Origin of the sequence: Marinobacter sp. (genome assembly GCF_035268745.1) — a bacterium.
In the GTDB taxonomy this organism is placed as follows: Bacteria; Pseudomonadota; Gammaproteobacteria; order Pseudomonadales; family Oleiphilaceae; genus Marinobacter.
The window spans coordinates 15,491-32,160 of the sequence record NZ_DATFKH010000141.1 but is presented as its reverse complement, the minus strand read 5'-3'; the positions used below and the strand labels follow the sequence as shown (position 1 = coordinate 32,160).

The following is a 16,670-nucleotide window of genomic DNA, read 5'->3' as shown; positions in this document are numbered from 1 at the left end:
CTGCGGGGTCCAGCCAGCAATCACAGATTGCTGTCGTTCAGCTGTCGCATGAAGCTTTGCTTCATAAGCGCTCGGCTTCACCCATGTAGGCTCGGATGCAGCATCCCTGCTGCATACGGTCCTGAATGGACGTGTCCGCCTACTTTCTTTCAGCCTAATAATTTGTTTGGCGATCCAGGGAAGGCAGGAACTTTGCTGATCAAGGGTATTGGGGCAGGCCTCCGCAAACCGTGCATTGCCATGGATGGCAATGCCGAGCCCCCATGGAAGGGTTTACGGCGTGTTTGAGGAGGCCTGCCCCAATGCCCGCGCCCCCAAACTCAAGATCGCAGGAAATAGAGAGCAGAATACCGGCGAGCCTGCTACGCTCTCAAACAATCAATTCTGGCCAACTCAATCAGATAATTCGAACATGCACACAGCCATTACCATAGACGCCCTCAAAGTCCTCGATGCCATCGACCGCAAAGGCAGCTTTGCCGGTGCCGCCAATGAACTGTTCAGGGTGCCGTCGGCCATCAGTTATACCGTCCAGAAACTGGAAGAGGATCTCAACGTCGCCATCTTCGACCGCACCGGACACCGGGCCGCATTGACTCCCGCTGGCGGTTACCTGCTGGAGGAAGGCCGCAGCCTGCTTGAAGCCGCCGAAACCCTTGCCCATACCACCCAACAGGTCGCCAAAGGCTGGGAAACCCGCCTGCGCATCGGATTCAACTCGCTACTGCCGGTAGACTGCCTGTTTGAACCGGTCAGAGAATTTTATGAGCTTGGCGTACCGGTAGAGGTGCAACTGGTCGAAGAAGTATTTGCCGGTTCCTGGGACGCCCTGCAAAGCAGACGAATTGACCTGATTGTGGGCGCCGACCAGATCAGCAAACCCGCCGGCGCATTCACCACCAGCCCCCTGGGCGAAATGTCGTTTGTTTACGCTGTGTCGCCGGACCATCCTCTGGCCAGTGCCGAACGGCCATTGACAGAGGCCGATATCGCAGCCTTTCCGGCAGCCGTTGCGGCGGACACGTCCCGCTCGCTGCCGCCGGGCAATGCCGGTATTTTCCGCCGTCAGCGAACCCTGACCGTGTCCAACATTGACCAGAAGATCGCCATCCAGAAAGCCGGGCTGGCTGTCGGCTGGCTGCCAGAACCCCGGGTCCGGCTTGCGCTGGAACGGGGCGAGCTCAAGGCCCTGAAGGTCCACGAACCCCGGCAACCGATCATGCTGCACCTGGCGCGCCATTCCGAAGACCGTGGCAAGGCGCTGATGTGGTTCTGGGAGCGGCTGATTAACGGGTCATGCTTCGAGTCGTTTATACTGCGCTGACGCGCGTAACCGGAATGGAGTTCTAAAACATGCGGCAGCTGTCGGAACTGGACGCATCTTTTCTTTATCTGGAATCCGAAACCGCCCCCATGCACATCGGCGGCATCTATCTTTTTGATGCTTCAGACCGCGATACACCACTGGCTTTCAGTACCTTCGTGGCCTATCTGAACAGCCGGCTGCACGTCGTTCCGCTTTTCCGCCAGCGCCTGAAAGAGATTCCCTTCAGACTCGGGCGCCCCTACTGGATAGACGACGCTGATTTCAGCATCGAGCGCCATCTTGCCTACGTAAATCTGGGTGAAAACAGTGATCAGGCCAGCCTGATGAGGCTGGCATCACGAATCCTGGAGCAACCCCTCAAACGTGACCGGCCGCTGTGGCACATTACCTTTGTGGATGGTTTCCGAAATTCTGACGAGCCGGAGAAACAGGGTGATTTTGCCCTGATTGTAAAACTTCACCATGCCGCCATAGATGCCTTCAGCGGCGAGGAAATCATTGCCAAGCTGCTTGAATACAGCCCCAGGCCCCGCCACATTGACCCGCCCAGAAACTGGGCACCGGCGCCGGCGCCTTCAGATGAGCGAGTGATACTGCAGACTGGTGCCAACCTGATCCGCAAGCCCCTGCAGGTCACCTCTATTGCTTTCAGCGCCGCTGAAGCTACCGCTCGCGGTATTATCCACAAGCACATGCGCAGGCTGCCACTGCCATTTCCCCTGTTTTCAGCACCCCACAGCCCATTTAACCGAAAGATCACGGCCAATCGCCAGATTGTCGCCGGCAGTGTCGATCTCTCGCGCCTGAAAACCATCAAGGCAATGCTGGGCAGTGTCACTCTCAACGATGTGGTGCTGGGGTTATGCACCGAAACGCTGCGGCGCTATATGCTTGAGCAGAATATAAAAACCGACCGGTCGCTGATCGCCATGACCCCCATTTCGGTGCGATCCAGCAGCCTTCGCAAGGCGACCGGCAACCAGATGTCGGCGATACTGCTGGATCTGGCCACTAACGAGCCGAACCCGGCAAACCGGATCCGCCGGATTCACCGCAATGCGGCCGAGTCCGAGCCCTACCGGGAAGCCATCGCGGCTGACCGCCTGACCGAGTTACTGCCGTCCACCATGCTGGCACTTTCAGCCCGGCTCTATTCCGAGCTCCAGATTGCCCAGCGTTATCAGCCGGTATTCAACCTGCCCATTACCAACGTGCCCGGTCCCCAGGTTCCGCTTTATCTTCAGGGTGCGAAACTGGCCGCCCAGTTCAATACTGCTCCGCTTTTCGACAGCATGGGACTGGTGATTGTTGCGGTTAGCTACCAGGGGCGTCTGACCATCAACTTCACCCTGTGTCCGGACGTGGTGGCCCAGGGTCAGTCACTGAAGTCACTTCTGGCGCAGAGTCTCGACGCCATTGAAGCGGCGGCCGCCGAGCTCGCAGAGGAACCGATGGAGACTCACTTCGATAACGGGGCCCAGCCGACCCTGGTGGATGATGCCCTGACGTTCATGGAAGCAACAATTCGCAAGACCATTTCACGTTTTCGCAATTAGCCTCCTGGGGCCCAAACCGGTCGTATCACTCAAACGCCCAGCGCAGGAATTCGCGCTTTTCTTCCTCGGACGCTTCGCCCCACAAGGATTTTAACCGGTCCAGAGTCGGTGCTGATGCACCTGCTGGCACATTGCCGGGGCGGGAATCGGGCAACGGCACACGAGCGGCCCTGGTGCGAGCGTCTGCGTCAACCCGGGGCGCCGATGTTGCAACGACCTCGCCGCCGGAGTCCAGCAGCCTGACCGAAAAGTCACTGGCCATTGCTTCCGCCTGCGCACGGGTGCCGGGTTTGTCAATCTCGAACTGATACCTTGCCCCTGGTTCAGCATCAATGGTCAATATCTGTTGCGGTGTTTCAACCACATGGACTTTGGACTCGTCGTTATCTACCACGCCCGACCGGGCCCAGATCGTCCTGTAGGTAAATACCACCCGGTTCTCTCCGGGGAGCAGTTCGTAATCCAGGCTGAGGTCATCGATCAGGAAACTGGGCATGGGGCGACCATTCACCTCCTCGACCCTGATCGCACCGGGTGCCTCAAGGATAGCCACCTGGCCGGCATCCGCAGCCTCACCTTCCCAGGTCTGCACCCGGGTCATACTGGAACTGCAGCCAGACAACAGAATCAGGCCGGCAATGACCATCAGGCCAGTCCGCAGCCGCCCTGCACCAGGCGCTTCACCTTGTCTTTTCATGGTTTTCTCCTGCCGGTTTATCAGCCGGGCCTGCTGGCTATAGTTACAACTCACTGGGACCGCATTCTGACCAGACCGACGCGGGAGAGCAAGGCCGGACACATTCCAGGGCCAGGCAACAACCCATTGAACCGGCGATCCCTGAAAAAAGAAATGCAAAAAAATTTCAATTTGGCGACAATTGATTTATTTTTAAACAAAACTACAACAACAGGTTCGTTGTCAAAAAGATGCAATTACGGACCGGGGAGGAACCATGGATATCCAGCGTCGCGAAGGTGAAGAAGGCAGGGCGCCGTTCCGCAGCAGTCGCTATTTCTGCGTCGGTGGAAAGTGGTACTTCACGACCAGAGAGGGCTTTGACAGCGGGCCTTTCGCCTCGCGCGGGCGGGCAGAAACCGGACTTCAACGCTTCCTGCACGTGGTAAAATTGCTGCCGGCCGAACGGCGGGTCCACTGACACCGCCTTGTTCCCATGTTCAGGGGTCAGCTGCCAGCCTTCGTCGCTCCCCTGCTGCATTCACTGGCTTCCGAAATGATCGTAGCCCTGCCTGCGCCGCTCTGATCCCGGTTGGCCGGCGCCTTCGACTGACAATCCGCTCCCCGCTGTAATTCTGCCGATTGCCGTCAACTGGTCCCGAACCGTGCCTTCCAGCTTTTCATAGGACGACTCCGGCAAGGTGACACACAACTGATAGTCATCCCCCGCGTAAAGTGCGAGATCGATTGCGTCCGGCCTGAGAGCGATCAGCGTATCGGATATTGGCAGGCAATCAACATTGATTGTGCCTCCTACGCCGGATTCTTCCAGCAGGTGCCCGAGGTCCGCCGCCAGGCCATCGGAAATATCCACAGCGGCCGATGCGCTTCCCCGCAGCGCCTGACCCAATGCAATTCCCGGCTGAGGCGCATGATAATGGCTCAGCAGCTCCGCCTGCGCCGGCGTCGGCGAACCCTCATCGAGAAATTCCAGCGCGGCTCCGGCATTGCCAAGCGTCCCGGACACACAGATGAGATCACCGGGCTTTGCCCCGGAGCGCCGTATCTCGCCCCCTCTCGGAACCGTGCCGTGAACCTGAAGCGTGAGCGTGAGCGGCCCGCGGGTGGTATCGCCACCGGCCAGGCTCAGCCCGAATTGCCGGGAAGCGGCAGCGAGCCCTGTACTGAAATCCTGAAGCCAGACGGGGCTGGCTTCAGGCAGCGTAATCGCCAGGGTAAAACAGACCGGATCAGCCCCCATGGCGGCAAGGTCGCTGGCGGCGACCGCCAGGCCTCGCCAGGCGAGTTTTTCCGGTGCATAGTGTTGCGGGAAATGAACACCCTCAACCAGCGTGTCGACAGAAAAGACCAGGTCGACACCTTCCCGCAGCCGCTGAACTGCGCAGTCATCTCCGGGCCCCAGCACAATATCCGGGTGCCGCCCGGCATCGGCAAGCGGAAAAAAATACCGCCGAATCAGTTCAAATTCGCCCATCACTCAGCGTTTGCGGGTTTCGGCCAGGCGCAGGCGCTGGCTCAGTTTGTCCAGCAGGCTGTTGACAAATTTGTGGCCTTCGGTGCCGCCAAACTTTTTTGCCATTTCAATGCCTTCGTTAATAACGACCCGGTAGGGCACATCCAGCCGGTGTTTCAGTTCATAGGTGCCTATCCTCACAATGGCCAGCTCTATGGCATCCACCTCATGAATCGGCCTTTCCAGGAAAGGCTCCAGCAACCGGTCAAGCTCCGCCTGCTCACGGTGTACCCCCCTGAGCAGATCACGAAAATAGGCGGTATCGACCCTGGACATATCATTATCGACAATGAACTCGGATTCGATATCGGTAATGTAGCTTTTGGTGAAATGGCGCTGGTACAGACCCTGCATTGCCAGTGCCCGGGCACGGCGGCGATCACCGGCTTTTGGCTGCCCGGTAGCAGCGGGTTTAGCTGCGCTTTCGTCAGATGCACTCATCACTCGCCCAACTTATTGAACAGACTGACCATTTCCAGCGCGGTAATAGCGGCATCGACACCCTTGTTGCCAGCTTTTGTGCCGGACCGTTCAATTGCCTGCTCAATGGAATCCACCGTCAGTACGCCAAAAGTGACCGGAATGTCACTGTCCAGGCTGACGGCGCCAAGACCACTGGAAGCTTCGCCGGCGACGTATTCAAAATGCGGTGTACCTCCACGAATAACAGCACCCAGGGCTATAATGGCGTCAAAGTTTCCGGTATCAGCCACCCGCTTGACTGCCAGCGGCATCTCGTAGGCTCCCGGCACCCGGATAATGGTGACGTCGGTATCCGCAATGCCATGGCGGCGAAGGGTATCCAGCGCGCCCTCAACCAGGCTTTCCACCACGAATCCGTTGAACCGGCCCACGACCAGGGCGTAGCGGCCGCTGCAGTTTCTGAAATCGCCTTCAATTACTTTTATGTCTGCCATGCATGGCTCCTTCATTGGGGGTTGTAAGGCACATACTCCACGACTTCCAGATCAAACCCGGAGATCGCGGAGAATTTGATCGGCGGGCTCAACAGACGCATTTTGCCCACTCCAAGATCCCGCAGGATCTGGGAGCCTGTCCCCACTGTGAAATAGACACCGGAACTGCCTTTGGCCGCGGATTTATTCCCCTGTTCGAAGAATTCCTGGATCCGGTCCTCAAGGTTATAGCTGTCCTCGGCACTGTTGAGAAGCACCACAACGCCCTGCCCCTCGGCGGCCACCTTTTCCAGTGCCCGATGCAATGGCCAGCTGCGCGAATCCACCCGGCGCGCGCCCAGAAGATCCCGCAGCGTATCGGTAATATGGACCCGAACCAGGACCGGCTCATCGGGCGAAATCCTGCCCATCACCATCGCCAGGTGGGTTGAACCCTGAATGGTGTCACGATACGTCCGCAAACTGAACACACCATATTCGGTGTCAAGATCATTCTGCTTGACGCACTCTACGGTACGCTCATTCATGGTCCGGTAATGGATCAGGTCGGCAATGGTACCGATTTTCAGATCGTGCTGCCGGGCAAAACGTTCAAGGTCTTCGCGCCGGGCCATTGAACCGTCGTCATTCATGATTTCGCAGATAACACCAGCGGGCTCGCTGCCTGCCAGAGCTGCCAGATCGCAGGAGGCTTCGGTGTGCCCTGCGCGGCTGAGCACACCGCCCGGATCCGACATCAGCGGAAAGATGTGGCCCGGCTGGACCAGGTCGGAAGCCCTGGCATCACGCCCAACCGCCGCCTGCACCGTGCGGGCACGATCCGCGGCTGAGATACCGGTGGTAACACCCTCTGTCGCTTCAATAGACAGGGTGAACTTGGTGCCGAACCCGGAGGCGTTGCGCTCGACCATCAATGGCAGGCCAAGCTGTTCACAGCGCTGGCGCGTCATGGGCATACATATCAGACCACGCCCGAAGCGCGCCATAAAATTGATCGCTTCGGGCGTACAGTGTTCGGCCGCCATGACCAGATCACCTTCGTTTTCCCGATCCTCATCGTCCATCAGAATAACCATTTTGCCCTGACGGATATCCGCGATCATCTCTTCAATACTGTTCAGTGCCATACTGTTTGACTGCCTTTGTGAAATTGCTTCAGACCGGAGCAAGAATCAGTCTCTGATCGTCGCCGACCTGACGCCGGTCCAGCACCTTCCATTGCACCTTGTCTGCCATCGACTCCAGTGGTAACTTCGCTGTCGGCCTGCCGGTGCTGCCCAGAAAAACCGGGGCCTGGTAAAGCCAGAGCTCGTCTACCAGGCGCTCGTTGATGAAAGTGCCCGCAAGCGTCGGGCCCGCCTCAACCAGTAACTCGTTGATGCCAAGTTCGCCAAGACTGTCCAGTAGCTCACCTACATCAATGCCGTTGTCTTTCCAGGCCACACCGCTAAGGCTGATACCAAGCGCTGCCAGATCCTGCGCCGGTGCCGTGTCCAGGGTGGGGGACGCGCAGAAAATCTGAACATTGCCACCCCTGAGTATGGTGGAGTCTGCCGGGGTTCTGGCATCCCGGTCAGCAATCACCCGCAGCGGCTGCCGGGAAGGCTCTGTGGCATCGCCAATCTCTCCCAGTTCCTCCCGCCGTACCGTCAGCGACGGGTTGTCAGCAAGCACTGTACCCACACCCGTAAGAATGGCGTCGCTGACCGCCCGCAGGCGCTGAACATCCTGCCGTGCCCGGGCGCCGGTAATCCACTGGCTTTCGCCGGAAGCCATGGCGGTGCGCCCATCCAGACTTGCCGCCATTTTCAGACGGACAAAAGGCCTGCCGGTATGCATGCGCTTCATGAAACCCGGGTTCAGGCGCATGGCTTCGTCCGCCAGCAGGCCCATAGTCACGCTAACACCGGAATCGCGCAGCATCGCCAGACCTCGCCCGGAAACGGCGGGGTTAGGGTCCTCGGTGGCGGCATAGACATGGGCCACCCCGGCTTCGACCAGCGCCTTGGCACAGGGAGGAGTGCGCCCGAAATGGCTGCAGGGCTCAAGAGTGACGTAGGCTGTCGCCCCCCGGGCTTGCGGACCCGCCTGGCTCAACGCCTTTATTTCAGCGTGTGCCTCCCCCGCGCGCTCATGCCAGCCCTCACCCAGAATACGGTCACCCTGGGCGATTACACAGCCGACCCGCGGGTTCGGATGGGTGGAATAGCGCCCACGCCACGCCAGCTGCAAGGCCCGGGCCATCATTGCCGTATCCAGGCGATCGGTCATGCCCGTCCCTTCGGACGCCCGGTATCCGCCAACGCCTTGGCCACGTCGACTGGATCCTCGCCAGAGTTCGCTGACAGGCGCTCAATCTCTTCCTTGAACTCATTGATGTCCTGAAAGCTGCGATAAACCGAGGCAAACCTGACGTAAGCGACTTTATCCAGTTGCCGCAACTCGGTCATCACTTCTTCACCCAGATGCATGGATTTGATTTCCCGCTCACCGGTAGCCCGCAGGCGGAACCTGATCCGGTTCAGTGCTGCCTCGATTTCCTCAATGCTGACGGGCCGTTTTTCCAGCGCCTTCATCAGCCCCGAGCGAAGTTTGTCTTCATCGAAAGGCTGACGAGTGCCATCCTGCTTGACCACCCTTGGCATCACCAGCTCGGCAGACTCAAAGGTAGTGAACCGTTCGCGACAGGACAGACACTCCCTGCGACGACGCACCTGATCCCCTTCCGCCACCAGCCGGGAGTCAATCACTTTGGTATCTGCTTCACCACAGAAAGGACAATGCATAAGTCACAACTCCGGAGGGCCCCGGGCCTGGTCAGCCCGCGTAAACCGGGAATCGCCTGCACAGGCCCACGACCTGTTCGCGGACCTGATCGTTGACAGAATCGTCCTCGAGGTTATCCAGAATATCGCACATCCACCCTGCCAGATCGCGACACTCGGATTCACCAAAGCCCCGCGTCGTCACCGCAGGGGTACCAATACGCAGGCCCGAGGTGACAAACGGCGAGCGCGGGTCGTTGGGCACGGCGTTCTTGTTGACCGTGATATGGGCTTTGCCCAGTGCGGCGTCGGCATCCTTGCCGGTGATGTCCTGCCGGATCAGGCTGACCAGGAACAGGTGGTTCTCGGTACCGCCGGAGATGACGTCAAAGCCACGGGCAATAAACACGTCGGCCATGGCCTTGGCATTTTTGATGACCTGCTTCTGGTAGGCCCTGAAATCATCACTCATGGCTTCTTTGAAGCACACGGCCTTGGCCGCAATTACGTGCATCAGCGGGCCACCCTGGCCGCCGGGGAACACCGAAGAGTTCAGCTTTTTCTGCAAATCGGCGTCATCGCAGGCCAGAATCAGGCCACCACGGGGGCCGCGCAGGGTCTTGTGGGTGGTTGTCGCCACAACATGGGCGTGAGGGATCGGGTCGGGGTAGACCCCTGCTGCCACCAGGCCAGCCACGTGCGCCATGTCGACGAACAGGTAGGCACCTACCTTGTCGGCGATGGCGCGGAAGCGGCCGAAATCCAGTGCCTGCGAGTAGGCCGAAAAACCGGCAATAATCATCTTCGGTTTGTGTTCGACTGCCAGGCGTTCGACATCGTCGTAATCAATCAGTCCGGTATCGGTATCGATGCCATACTGAACGGCGTTGTAGATCTTGCCGGAGAAGTTAACGCTGGCACCGTGAGTCAGGTGGCCACCGTGGGCCAGGCTCATCCCCAGTACGGTATCGCCCGGCTTGAGCAGGGCCATGAATACGGCGGAGTTGGCCTGGGAGCCGGAATGGGGCTGTACGTTGGCGTAGGCTGCTCCGAAAAGCTCTTTGGCGCGGCTGATAGCCAGATCTTCAGCGATATCTACAAACTCGCAGCCGCCGTAATAGCGCTTGCCGGGATAACCTTCGGCATACTTGTTGGTCAGCACACTGCCCTGCGCTTCCATAACCCGGGGGCTGGTGTAGTTCTCCGATGCGATCAGCTCTATGTGGGCTTCCTGCCGCTCGGTTTCCGCCTGCATGGCGTTCCAGAGTTCGTCGTCGTAGCCGGCGATTTTCATATCACGATTAAACATGGATGCGCTGCCTCTATGTGCGTAGCTGCCCGAAAAAGGCGCCTATTCTAGCTTATAAATGGGTGTAAAATCATCTTTCAGACATTCCGTAAAAACCGGCATGAAGCCAGCTCCCGTTTTCTCTCAATTGCTATCACCGATAGGTTTCGATACCTTACCCGGTCAATATTCGTTGGTTGCTGCCACTGGAGTCACGGTCGTCGGGCTGGGCTATCCGGGATACGCTGTGAATACGTCCCTGTAAGCTCGACAAAATCATCCCTGATTTTGACGGTCCCTGATCGCCCAGCCCGACGACCCTGGTCAGACATCCTCAGTGGCTTCGAAATACAACTCGCAAGAAGGATCCTGCCACTATGGCCCAATACGTCTACACTATGAATCGCGTCGGGAAGGTCGTTCCCCCCAAGCGCCAGATTCTCAAGGATATTTCACTGAGCTTCTTTCCCGGTGCCAAAATCGGTGTTCTCGGCCTTAATGGCTCGGGCAAGTCGACCCTTTTGCGCATTATGGCGGGAATCGACCAGGATTACATTGGCGAAGCCCGCCCGCAGCCCGGTATCAACGTAGGTTATCTGCCTCAGGAGCCGGAGCTGGAGGAAACCAAAACCGTCAAGGAAATCGTTGATGAAGCCGTTGCCAACGTTCATAACGCGCTAGCCGAGCTTGATCAGGTGTACGCGGATTATGCCGAACCGGATGCTGATTTTGATGCCCTCGCCAAGAAGCAGGGCGAACTGGAAGCAGTCATTCAGGCCACCGATGGCCATGACATTGAGCGGAAAATGGAAGTAGCGGCGGACGCACTGCGACTGCCGGCGTGGGACGCGATGGTCAAGAACCTGTCCGGTGGTGAGCGCCGCCGTGTCGCCCTGTGCCGACTGCTGCTTTCCGGCCCTGACATGCTGTTGCTGGACGAGCCGACAAACCACCTGGACGCGGAATCCGTGGCCTGGCTGGAACGATTCCTTCACGACTACACCGGCACGGTGGTCGCGATTACCCACGACCGCTACTTCCTCGACAACGTGGCCGGCTGGATTCTGGAACTGGACCGCGGTCAGGGCATCCCGTTCGAGGGCAATTACAGCCAATGGCTGGAGAACAAGGAAAAGCGCCTGGAAATGGAATCCAAGCAGGAAGCATCCCACCAGAAAGCCGTCAAGCATGAACTGGAGTGGGTTCGCAGCAACGCCAAGGGCCGTCAGTCCAAGAGCAAGGCCCGCCTGGCACGCTTCGAGGAAATGAACTCGCAAGAGTTCCAGAAGCGCAACGAAACCAACGAAATCTACATTCCGCCGGGCCCCCGCCTGGGCGACAAGGTGATTGAGGTTGACAGCATCAGCAAATCCTTCGACGACCGCCTGCTTTACGAAAATGTCTCTTTCAGTGTGCCCCCCGGCGCTATTGTGGGCATTATCGGTGGTAACGGCGCCGGCAAGTCCACCCTGTTCCGGATGATTGCCGGTCACGACCAGCCAGACTCCGGTGACATCACCGTGGGTGAGACCGTCAAGCTCGCCTATGTCGACCAGATGCGGGACCTGAATGACGACAACACGGTCTGGGAAGAGCTCAGCGATGGCAATGACATCATCAGGATCGGTAACTACGAGACTCCTTCCCGCGCTTACGTGGGGCGCTTCAACTTCAAGGGTTCTGACCAGCAGAAGCGGGTGGGCGACCTGTCCGGGGGTGAACGCAACCGCCTGCACCTGGCCAAGCTCCTGAAAGAGGGCGGCAATGTGTTGCTGCTGGACGAACCCACCAACGACCTGGATGTGGAAACCCTGCGGGCGCTGGAGGAAGCTTTACTGAATTTTCCCGGCTCCGCGCTGGTGATTTCACACGACCGCTGGTTCCTGGACCGGGTAGCCACGCATATCCTGGCGTTTGAGGATGATGGCGAGGTAGTGTACTTCGAAGGCAACTTCAGCGAGTACGATGAAGACCACCGCAAACGCAAAGGGGATTCCGCCATGGTGCCCCAGCGCATGAAGTACAAGAAGCTGGCCTGATGGCAAAAGCCAGAACCGCGTTTGTCTGCACCGAATGCGGTGCCGACTATTCCAAATGGCAGGGCCAGTGCACCGCCTGCCAGGCCTGGAACACCATCAGCGAAGTCCGCGGAGTCAGTGGCCACAACGCCAGAGGCAATCGCGGGCAGCGCTTTGAGGGGTTTGCCGGCAGCCTGTCGGAAGTCCAGAGCCTGGAGGATGTCAGCCTGGCCGAGCAGCCCCGCATCAGTTCCGGTATGCAGGAGTTTGACCGGGTGCTGGGCGGCGGGCTGGTCGAAGGCTCTGCCGTTCTTATGGGCGGTCATCCCGGCGCGGGCAAGAGCACCTTGTTATTACAGGCCGTGTGTCACCTGGCTGCCAGTGTTCCGGCGATCTATGTGACCGGTGAGGAATCCCTGCAGCAGGTCGCCATGCGGGCCAGGCGGCTGGGGCTGCCCACCAGGGACCTGAAAATGCTGTCGGAAACCAGCGTGGAGCGGGTGATTCAGGTCGCAGAGGCCGCAAAGCCAAGGATTCTGGTGGTGGACAGTATTCAGGTGATGCACGTGGCGGACTCGGAATCGGCGCCGGGCAGTGTGTCCCAGGTGCGGGAAAGCGCCGCCTATTTGACCCGGTTTGCCAAGCAGACCGGGACCATTCTGTTCCTTGTCGGCCATGTCACCAAGGATGGCAGCCTGGCGGGTCCGAAAGTACTGGAGCATATGATTGATTGTTCGATACTGCTGGAAGGCTCAAGCGACAGCCGCTACCGCACGCTTCGGGGCATCAAGAACCGGTTCGGTGCCGTTAACGAGCTGGGTGTGTTTGCCATGCTGGAACAGGGCCTGAAAGAAGTTAAGAATCCCAGTGCAATTTTTCTGAATCGTGGTGAAGAAGCTGCGCCGGGCAGTGTGGTGATGGTGGTATGGGAAGGCACCCGCCCGATGCTTGTCGAGATCCAGGCACTGGTAGATATGGCCCAGGGCGGCTATCCCCGCCGGGTTGCCGTTGGTCTGGATCAGAACAGGCTGGCAATGCTGCTGGCGGTGCTGCATCGACATGGCGGCATGCATGTGTCGGACCAGGATGTATTCGTGAACGTTGTCGGCGGGGTGAAGGTCAACGAGACCAGTGCCGACCTTGCGCTGCTGGCGGCGGTGGTTTCCTCATTCCGGGACCGGGCATTGCCGCAGGATCTGGTGATTTTTGGCGAGGTCGGGCTGTCCGGCGAAATCCGGCCGGTACCCAGTGGCCAGGAGCGGATTTACGAGGCTTCCAAGCATGGCTTTACCCGGGCTCTGGCACCCAGGGCAAATGCGCCGCGGAAGGCTATTGAAGGTATGAAGGTGATTCCTGTTGCCAAGCTGAGTGATGCACTTTCGGCTTTGGAAGAGCTTTAAAGTTTACGGCCCGGGTCTGCCAGTATAATGCATGTGCGGAGTTGGTCATGTCCTTCCAAAAAACGCTTCAAGCACATCCCTGTGAGCTTGGGCTCCGCCATCCATGGCTCCGCACATTTTTGGAAGGACATGACCAACTCCACACCCAAGCCCCGAAGATACGAACGACGAGCCGCGACCATGCCGGACACTGATCAGTCAATCAAGTGTGCAAATTCCCGCTCAAGCAGTACCTCGTCCCCCAGATTCAGCTCAACCAGCCTCTTGAGATGACTGGCAGTCTCAAGGTCGATGTACTGGCATTTGAAACCCAGCCGCCGGGCTTCGATATGGCGAAGTTCAACAGCCATAACGATGCCGGTTTCCTGGTTTTCCAGAGGAATCACGACTTCACAGGGTTGATTAAGCGGCACATCCCAGTGCTCAGGACGCTCCACCAGTATACCCTTGAGGGAAATATCCAGCACTTTGCTCGACCACACCGAATCCTGGCAGTGTAACTCGCAGTCTGCATCGAAGGATATTCTGTGAAAACGGCGGTTCTCCGGGGCCTTTCCTGGCATGAGACTGCTCCTGGCTGATGTTATCGGCCTGCGGAGTGGGTGATCCATAAAGACCGCTGGTCTTCAGGGACTATAGACCCCGCAGGTCAAACTTTCTAGCCGGAGCCAGCCGTCAGCCCTCGCGGTGGTAAGCCGGGCTCAGCTCCGTCACCGCCCGGATAAACGCCCCGGCATGTTCAGGGTCAACATCCGGCGTGATGCCGTGGCCCAGATTGAAGATGTGTCCGGGCCCGTTGCCATACCTTGCCAGGATGTCCGCCACTTCCTCGCGAATCCGCTCCGGCGGGGCAAACAGCATCGCCGGATCCATATTGCCCTGAAGGGCGACTCTGTCGCCGACGCGCCTGCGGGCTTCGCCGATGTCGGTGGTCCAGTCCAGGCCAACGGCATCGGCCCCCGAATCCGCAATGGACTCCAGCCACTGGCCACCGTTTTTGGTGAACAGTATGACGGGCACCCGGCGGCCCTCGTTCTCGCGGATCAGCCCGTCCACAATCTTCCTCATGTAACGAAGCGAGAACTCGTCGTAGGCCCAGCCAGTCAATACCCCACCCCAGGTATCGAAGATCTGAACGGCCTGGGCACCGGCGCGGATCTGGCTGTTGAGATAATCCGTCACTGCACTGGCCAGATGCTCCAGCAGGCGATGCATCGAATCAGGATCGCCGTACATCAGTTTTTTGGCCTCGCGGAAATCTTTCGACGAGCCGCCTTCAATCATGTAGGTGGCCAGGGTCCAGGGGCTTCCGGAAAATCCGATCAACGGCACAGAGCCACCGAGTGCACTCCGGATGGTCGATACCGCACTCATCACGTAATCAAGATCGGCTTCCGCCTTCAGCGTTGGCAGGGCACTGACATCAGCCGCCGACCGGATGGTGTTGCGGAATTTCGGCCCTTCGCCGGTCTCAAAATACAGCCCCAGGCCCAGGGCATCCGGAATAGTCAGTATGTCTGAAAACAGGATGGCTGCATCCAGCGGATAGCGCTCCAGAGGCTGCAAAGTGACCTCACAGGCCAGGGGCGTGTTCTTGCACAGGCTCAGAAAATCACCTGCCTTTTCCCGGGTGGCGCGGTATTCCGGCAGATACCGGCCGGCCTGGCGCATCATCCACACCGGGGTGCGGTCCACAGGTTGGCGCATCAGGGCGCGGAGAAGACGATCATTTTTCAGTTCAGTCATAAGTCAAGGTAATCCATAATGCCCTCGGCGGCCTGACGGCCTTCCCAGATTGCTGTCACTACGAGGTCAGAGCCCCGAACCATATCGCCCCCGGCGAAAATTTTTGGATTGCTGGTCTGAAACGGAAATTCAACTTCCTCCAGCGCACTGACACGACCGGATTCATCAGTGGCTATTTGCTGTTCCTCGAACCAGTCCGCCGGGTTGGGGCGGAACCCGAACGCCACCAGCACAGCATCGGCAGGTACCACTTCTTCACTGCCCGGCACCACTTCGGGACGCTGCCTGCCATTCTCATCGGGCTCGCCCAACTGGGTTCGCACCACCTTGACGCCTTCTACCTTGTCCTCGCCGATAACAGCAATTGGCTGGCGGTTGAACATGAACTTTACGCCCTCTTCTTTTGCATTCGACACTTCACGGCGCGAACCCGGCATATTGCCTTCATCACGACGATAAGCGCAGGTCACACTGGCTGCCTGCTGGCGAATCGAGGTGCGGTTGCAGTCCATTGCGGTATCACCACCGCCGAGAACCACAACGCGTTTGCCTTTCATATCGATGAAGTCTTCAGCCGCTTTTTCAAAACCCAGGCGACGATTGACGTTGGAGACCAGAAACGGAAGTGCATCATGGACACCGTCCAGATCTTCACCCGGGAAGCCGCCCTTCATATAGGTGTAAGTGCCCATGCCCATGAACACAGCGTCATAGTCTTGCAGAATATCGGCCATCGACACGTCCTTGCCCACTTCCGTGGACAGCCGGAATTCCATGCCCATTTCCTCGAAAACCTTGCGCCGGCGCGTCATCACCGATTTTTCAAGCTTGAATTCGGGAATACCAAAAGTCAGCAGACCGCCGATCTCCGGATAGATATCAAACACCACAGCCTTGACGCCGTTACGCACAAGCACGTCGGCACAGCCAAGACCGGCGGGGCCCGCGCCGATGACGGCGACTTTCTTGTCAGTCCACTCGACCGCCGACATGTCCGGTTTCCAGCCCAGTGCGAAGGCGGTATCGGTGATGTATTTCTCGACGGAACCAATGGTCACAGCTCCATAGCCATCATTCAGCGTACAGGCACCTTCGCACAGGCGATCCTGGGGACAGACCCGGCCGCAGACTTCCGGCAGCGAGTTGGTATGGTGACACAGCTCCACGGCTTTCATGATGTTGCCTTCCGACACCAGCTTGAGCCAGTTCGGAATATAGTTGTGCACCGGGCACTTCCACTCACAATAAGGATTGCCGCATTCCAGGCAGCGATGGGCCTGGGACGAGGCATCGTCCTGAGTATACTGATGATAGATTTCACCAAACTCTTTCTTGCGTTTTCTTGCCGGTACTTTCTTCGGGTCAACACGCCCGACCTCGACAAACTGGAAGTCGTTGTTCAGTCGTTCTTTCATGTAAGACGCTCTCATTCAAACTTGATTT

General features: G+C 58.5%; 16 protein-coding genes. 5 read left to right on the top strand and 11 right to left on the bottom strand.

The window, feature by feature from the left end; all coding sequences use genetic code 11:
- Positions 1 to 412: 412 nt before the first annotated feature.
- Together VJ956_RS11280 and VJ956_RS11275 are read left to right on the top strand one after the other, a co-directional pair.
- Entirely contained in the window at positions 413 to 1,324 is a 912-nt protein-coding gene (locus tag VJ956_RS11280) for a LysR substrate-binding domain-containing protein (protein ID WP_324084908.1), read from the top strand.
- A gap of 29 nt (positions 1,325 to 1,353) precedes the next feature.
- Positions 1,354 to 2,883, top strand: coding sequence for a wax ester/triacylglycerol synthase family O-acyltransferase (locus VJ956_RS11275; RefSeq protein WP_324084902.1), 1,530 nt, complete (start codon positions 1,354 to 1,356; stop codon positions 2,881 to 2,883).
- A 25-nt stretch (positions 2,884 to 2,908) separates the two neighbouring features.
- Here VJ956_RS11275 and VJ956_RS11270 read toward each other — a convergent pair whose 3' ends face one another.
- On the bottom strand, positions 2,909 to 3,580 hold the full coding sequence (locus tag VJ956_RS11270) for a DUF2057 family protein (RefSeq protein ID WP_324084899.1): 672 nt from the start codon (positions 3,578 to 3,580) through the stop codon (positions 2,909 to 2,911).
- Between the two features lie 256 nt (positions 3,581 to 3,836).
- Between VJ956_RS11270 and VJ956_RS11265 the strand changes: the two genes are divergently transcribed.
- Positions 3,837 to 4,040: a DUF6316 family protein gene (locus tag VJ956_RS11265; RefSeq protein ID WP_324084898.1), complete on the top strand. Its 204-nt coding sequence runs from the start codon at positions 3,837 to 3,839 to the stop codon at positions 4,038 to 4,040.
- A gap of 60 nt (positions 4,041 to 4,100) precedes the next feature.
- On the opposite strand, the gene thiL is transcribed toward VJ956_RS11265, so the two are convergent.
- Genes thiL through glyA form a run of 7 tightly spaced genes read right to left on the bottom strand, consistent with a single transcriptional unit; the run spans position 4,101 to position 10,084 of the window.
- Positions 4,101 to 5,054 carry a thiamine-phosphate kinase gene (gene thiL, locus VJ956_RS11260; RefSeq protein WP_324084896.1) on the bottom strand — a complete coding sequence of 318 codons (954 nt, stop codon included), beginning with the start codon at positions 5,052 to 5,054 and terminating at the stop codon, positions 4,101 to 4,103.
- A gap of 3 nt (positions 5,055 to 5,057) precedes the next feature.
- Entirely contained in the window at positions 5,058 to 5,534 is a 477-nt protein-coding gene (nusB, locus tag VJ956_RS11255) for a transcription antitermination factor NusB (protein ID WP_324084893.1), read from the bottom strand.
- On the bottom strand, positions 5,534 to 6,010 hold the full coding sequence (gene ribE / locus VJ956_RS11250) for a 6,7-dimethyl-8-ribityllumazine synthase (RefSeq protein ID WP_324084891.1): 477 nt from the start codon (positions 6,008 to 6,010) through the stop codon (positions 5,534 to 5,536). Before ribE ends, nusB begins: the two co-directional genes overlap by 1 nt.
- A gap of 11 nt (positions 6,011 to 6,021) precedes the next feature.
- The gene (gene ribBA, locus VJ956_RS11245) at positions 6,022 to 7,137 is read right to left on the bottom strand and encodes a bifunctional 3,4-dihydroxy-2-butanone-4-phosphate synthase/GTP cyclohydrolase II (RefSeq protein ID WP_324084889.1); all 1,116 of its coding nucleotides are present in this window, start codon (positions 7,135 to 7,137) and stop codon (positions 6,022 to 6,024) included.
- Between the two features lie 28 nt (positions 7,138 to 7,165).
- Positions 7,166 to 8,281 carry a bifunctional diaminohydroxyphosphoribosylaminopyrimidine deaminase/5-amino-6-(5-phosphoribosylamino)uracil reductase RibD gene (ribD, locus tag VJ956_RS11240; protein WP_324084887.1) on the bottom strand — a complete coding sequence of 372 codons (1,116 nt, stop codon included), beginning with the start codon at positions 8,279 to 8,281 and terminating at the stop codon, positions 7,166 to 7,168.
- Positions 8,278 to 8,796: a transcriptional regulator NrdR gene (gene nrdR / locus VJ956_RS11235; protein WP_324084886.1), complete on the bottom strand. Its 519-nt coding sequence runs from the start codon at positions 8,794 to 8,796 to the stop codon at positions 8,278 to 8,280. Before nrdR ends, ribD begins: the two co-directional genes overlap by 4 nt.
- Positions 8,797 to 8,827: 31 nt before the next feature.
- Positions 8,828 to 10,084, bottom strand: coding sequence for a serine hydroxymethyltransferase (gene glyA / locus VJ956_RS11230; RefSeq protein ID WP_324084884.1), 1,257 nt, complete (start codon positions 10,082 to 10,084; stop codon positions 8,828 to 8,830).
- A gap of 356 nt (positions 10,085 to 10,440) precedes the next feature.
- Here glyA and ettA point away from each other — a divergent pair, with 356 nt between their 5' ends.
- Positions 10,441 to 12,102, top strand: a complete 1,662-nt coding sequence (ettA, locus tag VJ956_RS11225; protein WP_324084882.1) for an energy-dependent translational throttle protein EttA — start codon at positions 10,441 to 10,443, stop codon at positions 12,100 to 12,102.
- Positions 12,102 to 13,481 (top strand): DNA repair protein RadA, encoded by a 1,380-nt coding sequence (gene radA, locus VJ956_RS11220; protein ID WP_324084880.1) that lies wholly within the window; start codon positions 12,102 to 12,104, stop codon positions 13,479 to 13,481. The genes ettA and radA overlap by 1 nt, the downstream gene beginning before the upstream one ends.
- Positions 13,482 to 13,675: 194 nt before the next feature.
- Here the strand turns inward: radA and VJ956_RS11215 are convergent, their stop codons facing one another.
- From VJ956_RS11215 to VJ956_RS11205, 3 genes are all read right to left on the bottom strand, one after another.
- Entirely contained in the window at positions 13,676 to 14,044 is a 369-nt protein-coding gene (locus tag VJ956_RS11215; protein WP_324084878.1) for a PilZ domain-containing protein, read from the bottom strand.
- Between the two features lie 112 nt (positions 14,045 to 14,156).
- Positions 14,157 to 15,227, bottom strand: a complete 1,071-nt coding sequence (hemE, locus tag VJ956_RS11210; protein ID WP_324084876.1) for a uroporphyrinogen decarboxylase — start codon at positions 15,225 to 15,227, stop codon at positions 14,157 to 14,159.
- The gene (locus tag VJ956_RS11205; RefSeq protein WP_324084874.1) at positions 15,224 to 16,642 is read right to left on the bottom strand and encodes a glutamate synthase subunit beta; all 1,419 of its coding nucleotides are present in this window, start codon (positions 16,640 to 16,642) and stop codon (positions 15,224 to 15,226) included. The genes hemE and VJ956_RS11205 overlap by 4 nt, the downstream gene beginning before the upstream one ends.
- Positions 16,643 to 16,670: the final 28 nt, after the last annotated feature.

Coding starts and splice junctions, on each gene's coding strand:
- VJ956_RS11265 (WP_324084898.1), top strand. CDS start 3,837: ATGGATATCCAGCGTCGCGAAGGTGAAGAAGGCAGGGCGCCGTTCCGC.
- VJ956_RS11275 (WP_324084902.1), top strand. CDS start 1,354: ATGCGGCAGCTGTCGGAACTGGACGCATCTTTTCTTTATCTGGAATCC.
- VJ956_RS11270 (WP_324084899.1), bottom strand. CDS start 3,580: ATGAAAAGACAAGGTGAAGCGCCTGGTGCAGGGCGGCTGCGGACTGGC.
- ettA (WP_324084882.1), top strand. CDS start 10,441: ATGGCCCAATACGTCTACACTATGAATCGCGTCGGGAAGGTCGTTCCC.
- VJ956_RS11215 (WP_324084878.1), bottom strand. CDS start 14,044: ATGCCAGGAAAGGCCCCGGAGAACCGCCGTTTTCACAGAATATCCTTC.
- thiL (WP_324084896.1), bottom strand. CDS start 5,054: ATGGGCGAATTTGAACTGATTCGGCGGTATTTTTTTCCGCTTGCCGAT.
- nrdR (WP_324084886.1), bottom strand. CDS start 8,796: ATGCATTGTCCTTTCTGTGGTGAAGCAGATACCAAAGTGATTGACTCC.
- hemE (WP_324084876.1), bottom strand. CDS start 15,227: ATGACTGAACTGAAAAATGATCGTCTTCTCCGCGCCCTGATGCGCCAA.
- ribD (WP_324084887.1), bottom strand. CDS start 8,281: ATGACCGATCGCCTGGATACGGCAATGATGGCCCGGGCCTTGCAGCTG.
- glyA (WP_324084884.1), bottom strand. CDS start 10,084: ATGTTTAATCGTGATATGAAAATCGCCGGCTACGACGACGAACTCTGG.
- VJ956_RS11280 (WP_324084908.1), top strand. CDS start 413: ATGCACACAGCCATTACCATAGACGCCCTCAAAGTCCTCGATGCCATC.
- ribBA (WP_324084889.1), bottom strand. CDS start 7,137: ATGGCACTGAACAGTATTGAAGAGATGATCGCGGATATCCGTCAGGGC.
- ribE (WP_324084891.1), bottom strand. CDS start 6,010: ATGGCAGACATAAAAGTAATTGAAGGCGATTTCAGAAACTGCAGCGGC.
- nusB (WP_324084893.1), bottom strand. CDS start 5,534: ATGAGTGCATCTGACGAAAGCGCAGCTAAACCCGCTGCTACCGGGCAG.
- radA (WP_324084880.1), top strand. CDS start 12,102: ATGGCAAAAGCCAGAACCGCGTTTGTCTGCACCGAATGCGGTGCCGAC.
- VJ956_RS11205 (WP_324084874.1), bottom strand. CDS start 16,642: ATGAAAGAACGACTGAACAACGACTTCCAGTTTGTCGAGGTCGGGCGT.